At 70.6% G+C, this 6,070-nt stretch carries 6 protein-coding genes; 2 read left to right on the top strand and 4 right to left on the bottom strand.

Going from position 1 to position 6,070, the window contains the following annotated elements; genetic code table 11:
• Positions 1–102: 102 nt before the first annotated feature.
• Positions 103–1,455, bottom strand: a complete 1,353-nt coding sequence (locus ABZ749_RS27050) for a hypothetical protein (protein ID WP_357232763.1) — start codon at positions 1,453–1,455, stop codon at positions 103–105.
• A gap of 82 nt (positions 1,456–1,537) precedes the next feature.
• On the opposite strand from ABZ749_RS27050, the gene murD reads away from it, so the two are divergent.
• Positions 1,538–2,884, top strand: a complete 1,347-nt coding sequence (murD, locus tag ABZ749_RS27055) for a UDP-N-acetylmuramoyl-L-alanine--D-glutamate ligase (protein ID WP_357232765.1) — start codon at positions 1,538–1,540, stop codon at positions 2,882–2,884.
• A gap of 1 nt (position 2,885) precedes the next feature.
• On the opposite strand, the gene ABZ749_RS27060 is transcribed toward murD, so the two are convergent.
• From ABZ749_RS27060 to ABZ749_RS27070, 3 genes are all read right to left on the bottom strand, one after another.
• On the bottom strand, positions 2,886–3,395 hold the full coding sequence (locus ABZ749_RS27060; RefSeq protein WP_357232767.1) for a DUF6114 domain-containing protein: 510 nt from the start codon (positions 3,393–3,395) through the stop codon (positions 2,886–2,888).
• A 1-nt stretch (position 3,396) separates the two neighbouring features.
• Entirely contained in the window at positions 3,397–4,026 is a 630-nt protein-coding gene (locus tag ABZ749_RS27065) for a DUF6230 family protein (RefSeq protein ID WP_357232769.1), read from the bottom strand.
• Between the two features lie 183 nt (positions 4,027–4,209).
• Positions 4,210–4,974, bottom strand: a complete 765-nt coding sequence (locus ABZ749_RS27070; RefSeq protein ID WP_357232771.1) for a TetR/AcrR family transcriptional regulator — start codon at positions 4,972–4,974, stop codon at positions 4,210–4,212.
• 393 nt (positions 4,975–5,367) lie between these two features.
• On the opposite strand from ABZ749_RS27070, the gene ABZ749_RS27075 reads away from it, so the two are divergent.
• On the top strand, positions 5,368–6,045 hold the full coding sequence (locus tag ABZ749_RS27075; RefSeq protein WP_357232773.1) for a Tat pathway signal sequence domain protein: 678 nt from the start codon (positions 5,368–5,370) through the stop codon (positions 6,043–6,045).
• The last annotated feature ends 25 nt before the right edge of the window (positions 6,046–6,070 follow it).

Genomic DNA, 6,070 nt, shown 5'->3' on the forward strand with positions numbered 1-6,070 from the left:
GGGGTGCGCGGGGTGCGCGGGGTGTGGGGTGCGCGGGGTGCGCGGGGTGTGGGGTGCGCGGGGTGCGCGGGGTGTGGGGTGTGGGGTGGGGTGGGGTGGGGGTTAGGTTGCTAGGGCGTTTAGGGCTTTTGCGTAGGTTGGGGGGATGTGGTTGGGGCCGCCGGGGGTGAAGACGTCCGAGTGGGCCACCGAGGACCAGGCCGTCTCCGGGACGGCGTCGACCAGGGCCCGGATCACCGGGGCGTCGCGCCACTGGTCCTGCTCGGCGAGCAGGCCGAGGGCCACCACCGACTCCTCGACCTCGCCCACGCACTCGAACGGCTTGTGCCCGTCCACGCCCAGCAACTCGCGGTAGCCGGGAATCTGCGACTCGTCGGCCAGGAGGTCGCCGCCGAAGATGTGGGTGACCCGCTCCCGCGGCATGAACGGCGCCATGGCCAGGAAGACGAAGCGACACTTCGGGCAGTCCCGGCACCAGCGCTCACTCGCGTCGCGCAGCTTGAACGCCTGGTTGCAGCTGGTCACCACGTCGTCGTACCGGGTGAACTCGGCGAACAGCCGGGCGATGTGCAGCTCGGACAGCGAACGCAGCAGGGAGAAGTACGGGTCGGTCAGGCCGGCGTGCTCGGCCAGCGACGCCCGCAGCAGCCCTTCGGCCTCGACACCCTTGGACCACTGGTGGTTGATCTCGTGGCCGTTCCAGACCAGGTTCGGGTCGGACGCCGAACGCTCGTTGGACATCACCACCGGGCCCAGCCCGTGCAGGACGGCGGTGGCCACCGCGATCAGAGAGTTGATGGCGGTGACCGGGATGTGCCCGTTCAGCGCGCCGGCGGCGTTCAGGTCGAACAGCACCGGGTCGATGCGCCGCCGGGCGGCCAGCGGAACCAGCCCGGACGCCTCGTTGACGGCGACGATCACGTGGTTCGGGTTGACCGAGAACGGCACCGGGTCCAGTTCGGCGTGGCGCAGCGCCTCCAGGCTGACGATCGAGTCCTTACCGCCGCCGACCGCCGAGAGCGGGCGACGGTCCGAGTCGTCGTACACCCGGGCCGGCGTCACCACACCGGTCGGCACCTCGGGGCGCAGTTCGAGCACGTGCGGCAGTTGGTTGCGGTACGCGTACTCCGCGAGGCCCCTGGTGTAGACGGCCGTGACGTAGTCGACGGTGGCCGCGCCCAGCGGCGTCGGCAGCACGAGCCGGGGCGGCGCGGCGGCCTTGTAGTAGCTGACCCCGGCGACGAGGTGGAGCACCTCCAGCACCCGGTTGAGGGTCGCCACCGTCTCGTCGGAGGGCGGTTCCGCCGGCAGCGGGAGCGTGATCACCTCGGTGAACCGCTGCTCGCCGGCCGGGCCGGTCAGGGCGTAGTCGAACAACACCTCGCCGGTGGCGAAGTCGATCGAGTAGGACGGGAAGGTGAAGGCGTCCATCCGCCGGAGCTGCTCGTTGGGCACACGCCATACTAGGCCCTGGTTCGTCCGGCCGTGTCCGGACCGGGCCCGCCCTGCCGCCGCCGTGACCCCCGAGGAGACACCAGTGCGCCTGTCTGACCTGCGCGGACGTACCGTCGCCGTCTGGGGCACCGGTCGGGAGGGCCGGGCCGCTGTGACAGCGATCGCCGCCCACGGCCCGGCCGAGATGGTCGCCGTGGACGACAGCGCGAACTTCCTGTCGCTGCCGTGGGACGGCCCCCTGGCCGAGGCGGCGCCGCTGGTCACCGGCGAGGCGGGCTTCGAACGGCTGGCCGCCGCGGACGTGGTGGTGCGGTCCCCGGGCGTGCCCCAGACCCACCCGTGGCTGGTCGAGCTGCGGCGCCGCGGGGTCATGGTGACCCAGGGCACCGCGTTGTGGATGGCCGACCACGCCGCGCGCACCGTCGGGGTCACCGGCAGCAAGGGCAAGAGCACCACCTCCAGCCTGATCAGTCACCTGCTCACCGCGATGGGGCGACCGAACGTCTTCGGCGGCAACATCGGGGTGCCGACCCTGGACCTGCCGGAGGCGGAGCTGTACGTGTTGGAGCTGTCCAGCTACCAGTGCAGCGACCTCACCGACTCGCCGCGGGTGGCGGTGGTCACCGCGCTCTTCCCCGAGCACCTGGACGCGCACGGCGGGGAGCGGGAGTACTACCGGGACAAGCTCAACCTGCTCGCCCACGACCCGCAGACGATCGTCGTCAACGGTGGCGACCCCAGGCTGGCCGCGGAGCTGGGTGAGCTGCCGGCGGTCCGCGCCGGAAGCCCCGACACCACCCACGTCGCCACCGGCTCCGACGGTACGCAGTGGTTCCACTTCGGTGACCAGCCGCTGTTCCCGCGCGCGGTGCTGCCGCTGGTCGGCCGGCACAACGAGGGCAACCTCTGTGTCGCGCTCGCCGTCCTCGACGCCCTCGGCGTGGACGTGGTGGCCGGTAAGGACCACCTCGCCGTCGCGGTCGCCGAGTTCCAGGGGCTGGCCCACCGGCTCACCGAGATCACCGACCCGTCCGGGCTGACGTTCGTCGACGACACCCTCGCCACCAGCCCGTACGCGGCGATGCACGCCATCGACGCGTACGACGGGCGGCCGTTGACGGTGATCGTCGGGGGCAATGACCGGGGTCTGGACTACTCGCCGTTGGCCGAGCACCTGGCCGAGCGGGAGCTGACCGTGATCGGAATTCCGGACAGCGGCACCCGGATCGTCGAGGTGCTCGCCGGCCTGCCGAAGGTGCGTACCGAACTGGTCGACGACCTGGTGGACGCGGTCCGGCTGTCCCGCGAGGTGACCCCGGCCGGCGGGGTGGTTCTGCTGTCCCCGGCCGCGCCCAGCTACGGCCAATTCCGCAACTTCGAGCACCGCTCCGAGGTGTTCGCGCAGGCGGTCGCCGACACCGCCCGCTGAATCAGCCCCGGTCGGCCGGGCTGGGGTCCGGTGACTGCATTCCGGGCAGGAGCACCGTGTCGGTGTCGTCCTCGTCCCGGGTTGGCGCGGGTGCGACGGGTTCCGTGCCGGCACCGGCGCGACGGTGGTCCTTGTCCGGGGTCCACGCGAAGGCGAGTGCCCCGCCGGTCAGGGCCAGCAGCATCCCGACCACGAAGCCGCCCAGGTTCGAGGTCAGCCAGGAGACCAGCCCGAGCACCAGCGAGACCACCGCGTAGAAGACCCGCTGTTGCGGAGTGGTGATCAGCAGCACCCCGCAGATCACCAGGATGGTGGGTACCAGGTACGCGGCGAGCCCCTGCGGCCCGATGTGCAGCAGCACCCCGAGCGGCGCGCGGAGGGTCGCCAGCATCTCCGCGCCCCCGAGGGCGATCAGCACGGCGGCGGTGAACGGGCGGGACCGCCGCCAGCGGCGCCACCGCCCGCGGGATCCGCGGATGGCCGGCGTCGTCTGGTGTTGTTCGGCGCTCACGTCAGCACCCGTCGGAGGTGAACGCCATGCGCAGGTTGGGCAGGTTGAAAACGGCAGCGGTGGTGGCGTAGTTGTTCTGCCGCAGGTTCTCGATGACGATCGAGTCCGCCTGCTGGGAGAAGACGCCGGGGTTACCCTTCACGCCGGGCACCTTGTCGAGCGTGCTGGCGTCCTGCCCGATGTCGATGTTCTTGAAAGCGGCGTTGCCGGCGATCTCGTCGCCGTCGACCACCAGGGTCCGGGCGGTGACCGGTTTGTCGCCGCCGCCGGCGGTGATCTTCAGGAAGACGCCGCCGAGGTTGATGCTCTGGCAGAGGTTGGCCAGCTCCGCCTTGTCGATCGCCGAGACCATCACCAGGACCTGCCCGCCGGTGTCGCCCTGGTTGGGGCTGTCCGGGATCATCTGGTCGAGGGTGGCGAACTGCTCGAAACCGGTGCCGGTGAGCCTGTCGGCGGTGACGGTGAACGGCATCCCGGAGATGGCGAACTGCGCGCCCAGCACGCCCTGGGCGGTGAGCATGATCATGCCGGCGGCGCCCGCCATGACGACGCCGAACGTGGCGGCGAACCGGCGCCAGCGCACGCCGGCGCGCGGCGGGTCGGGTGCGATTGGTGCGGTCTCCTCCGACATGGCGACTCCCTCGTGATCATTCATCGGCGACAATGGGAATTGCGACTCTGGTCTGCGCCTGGTGGGCGCAGAGCCGAAGTTACCGCCGAGTAAAGGGCAGGTCAACGGAGTGTGGCAGTCATTTGGGCGGTATTTGTTAAATGCGGCCAAAGTGAAAAACCGCTGCGGTTTCCGACCGCGTGATCAGGAGTGGTGGGCCGGTGCGCACGGCGCGGTCGTGCTCGGGCCGTCGTCCGGCCTTATCGGCCGGGTCGCCTGAGCCGCGCCCTCGGTGCCCAGGAACGGTGCCACGGCCGCGTAGGTGAGCACGGGCAGCAGTTGCGGCAACTCCTCCGCCCGCCCCTGCGCCACACGTCCCCGAACGGTGGCGTAGATACCGCCGACCACAGTGGACACCAGCTCGTCGCGGTCCACCTCGGCGAGCGTCGGCCCCGGGCCGGCGTCGGCGAAGAACCGGCGGAAGCTGCTGAGCAGCGCGTCGCGCTCGCGGCGGGCGTCCGGGCCGGCCGCGTCCACCTCGACGAGCGCCATCCGGGCGAACGCCGGCACGCTCGCCAGCACCTCCAGCAGGGTGCGCAGCGCGGCGCGTGCCGCGTCCGGCCAGGTCGGGCCGGCCTCGCGGTAGGCGCTCTCCATCAGCTGGGACACCACGGCGATCCCGTGCCGGTACGCGGCGAGAAAGGCGTCCTCCTTGCCGGTGAAGAGGGCGTAGAAGGCCGGCCTGGTCACGCCGGCGGAGTGGCAGATGTCGCTGACCCGGGCGTTGTCGTAGCCCTTGGTCGCCACCTCGTGCACGAGCCCGTCGAAGAGGCGGTCGCGCTGGGTGGCGGCCACGACCTCTGCGGAGACTCGTCGCGGGCCGCGCTTGATCGCGCGATCCGGGTCGCGGCCTGGACGTGCGCCCGGCAGGGGCGCCGGCACCGGCGGTCGGTGGCTCTGCGTGGTCAATTCATTGACCTCCTTTGATGCGTTGACTTTGCGACCCTCCGGGGTTTATAACTTTCCTCACGCTCAGTTGGCTCCCCGTCACCTTTGGTGATCTCCCCGGATGGTCACCCTGACTCGTCGAAGGAGGGCTCGATGGCTGTCATTATCGCCGACGAGGAACGCTCTCCCAATGCCGGAAAGGCGCAGGTGACGCGGCTACGCCGCAGTGCACCACGCCGAGCCGCCCGCTGACCCGCGGCGCCTCCGTCACCAGCGGTCGACCCGACGGTCGCCCGGCACCTCCACCACCGCCGTCCACCGTGGATGGCCACAATCGCCGCCCGGACATACCTGCCCGGCGGTGACCGCCTGTGCGGTCCGCTCGTTCCCGTCCCACCACCGGAAGGAAACACCATGCTCAGGTACGGAAAAATCGGCGGGGGCCTCGTCGCCCTCGCGCTGCTGACCGGTCTCGTGGCCGGCGCGCCAGCCTCCGCCGACCCGTCGGCCGCGCTCGCCGGCAACGTCCTGACCTACCCCACCGCCGGCGGCACCGCCGTCGCCGTCAACGACGTCATCCAGGCCAGCCTCAAGACCAGCACCAACGCCACCTTCTACAACTCGACCTCGGGCACCACCGGCATCAAGTGCGCCGCGTCCAGCTTCAGCGCCAAGGTGCTCACCAACCCGACCGCACCGGGCACCGCCACCGAGAGCCTCACCGCCCAGAGCTTCGGCACCTGCACCACCAACGTGTTCGGCACCACCGGAGTGCAGAGCATCGCCCTCAACAACCTGCCGTACGCCACCTCCGTCACCAGCGCCGGCGTCGTCAAGATCTCCGGCACCACGGCGGCGCCGGTCCAGAGCACCGTCGTGCTGAACTCGCTGCTCGGCGCAATCACCTGCGTCTACCGGACCAGCACCAACAGCCTCACCGGTGCGGCGGCCAACGCCACCAACTCGATCACCTTCACCAACCAGCCGTTCACCAAGTTCTCCGGCCCGTCCCTCTGCTTCGGCTTCACCGGGGGATCCGCGAGTAGCGGGCGGTCTGCACCAACTGGTACGGACATTATTCAGATTCCGTAAATATCGGACTTGGTCCACTTTGCCC

The sequence above is a fragment of the Micromonospora sp. NPDC047753 genome (assembly GCF_040642735.1).
Lineage (GTDB): Bacteria > Actinomycetota > Actinomycetes > Mycobacteriales > Micromonosporaceae > Micromonospora.

Bases quoted from the DNA above. Each gene is read 5' to 3' on its own strand.
- ABZ749_RS27065 (WP_357232769.1), bottom strand. From the start codon at position 4,026: ATGTCGGAGGAGACCGCACCAATCGCACCCGACCCGCCGCGCGCCGGC.
- ABZ749_RS27075 (WP_357232773.1), top strand. From the start codon at position 5,368: ATGCTCAGGTACGGAAAAATCGGCGGGGGCCTCGTCGCCCTCGCGCTG.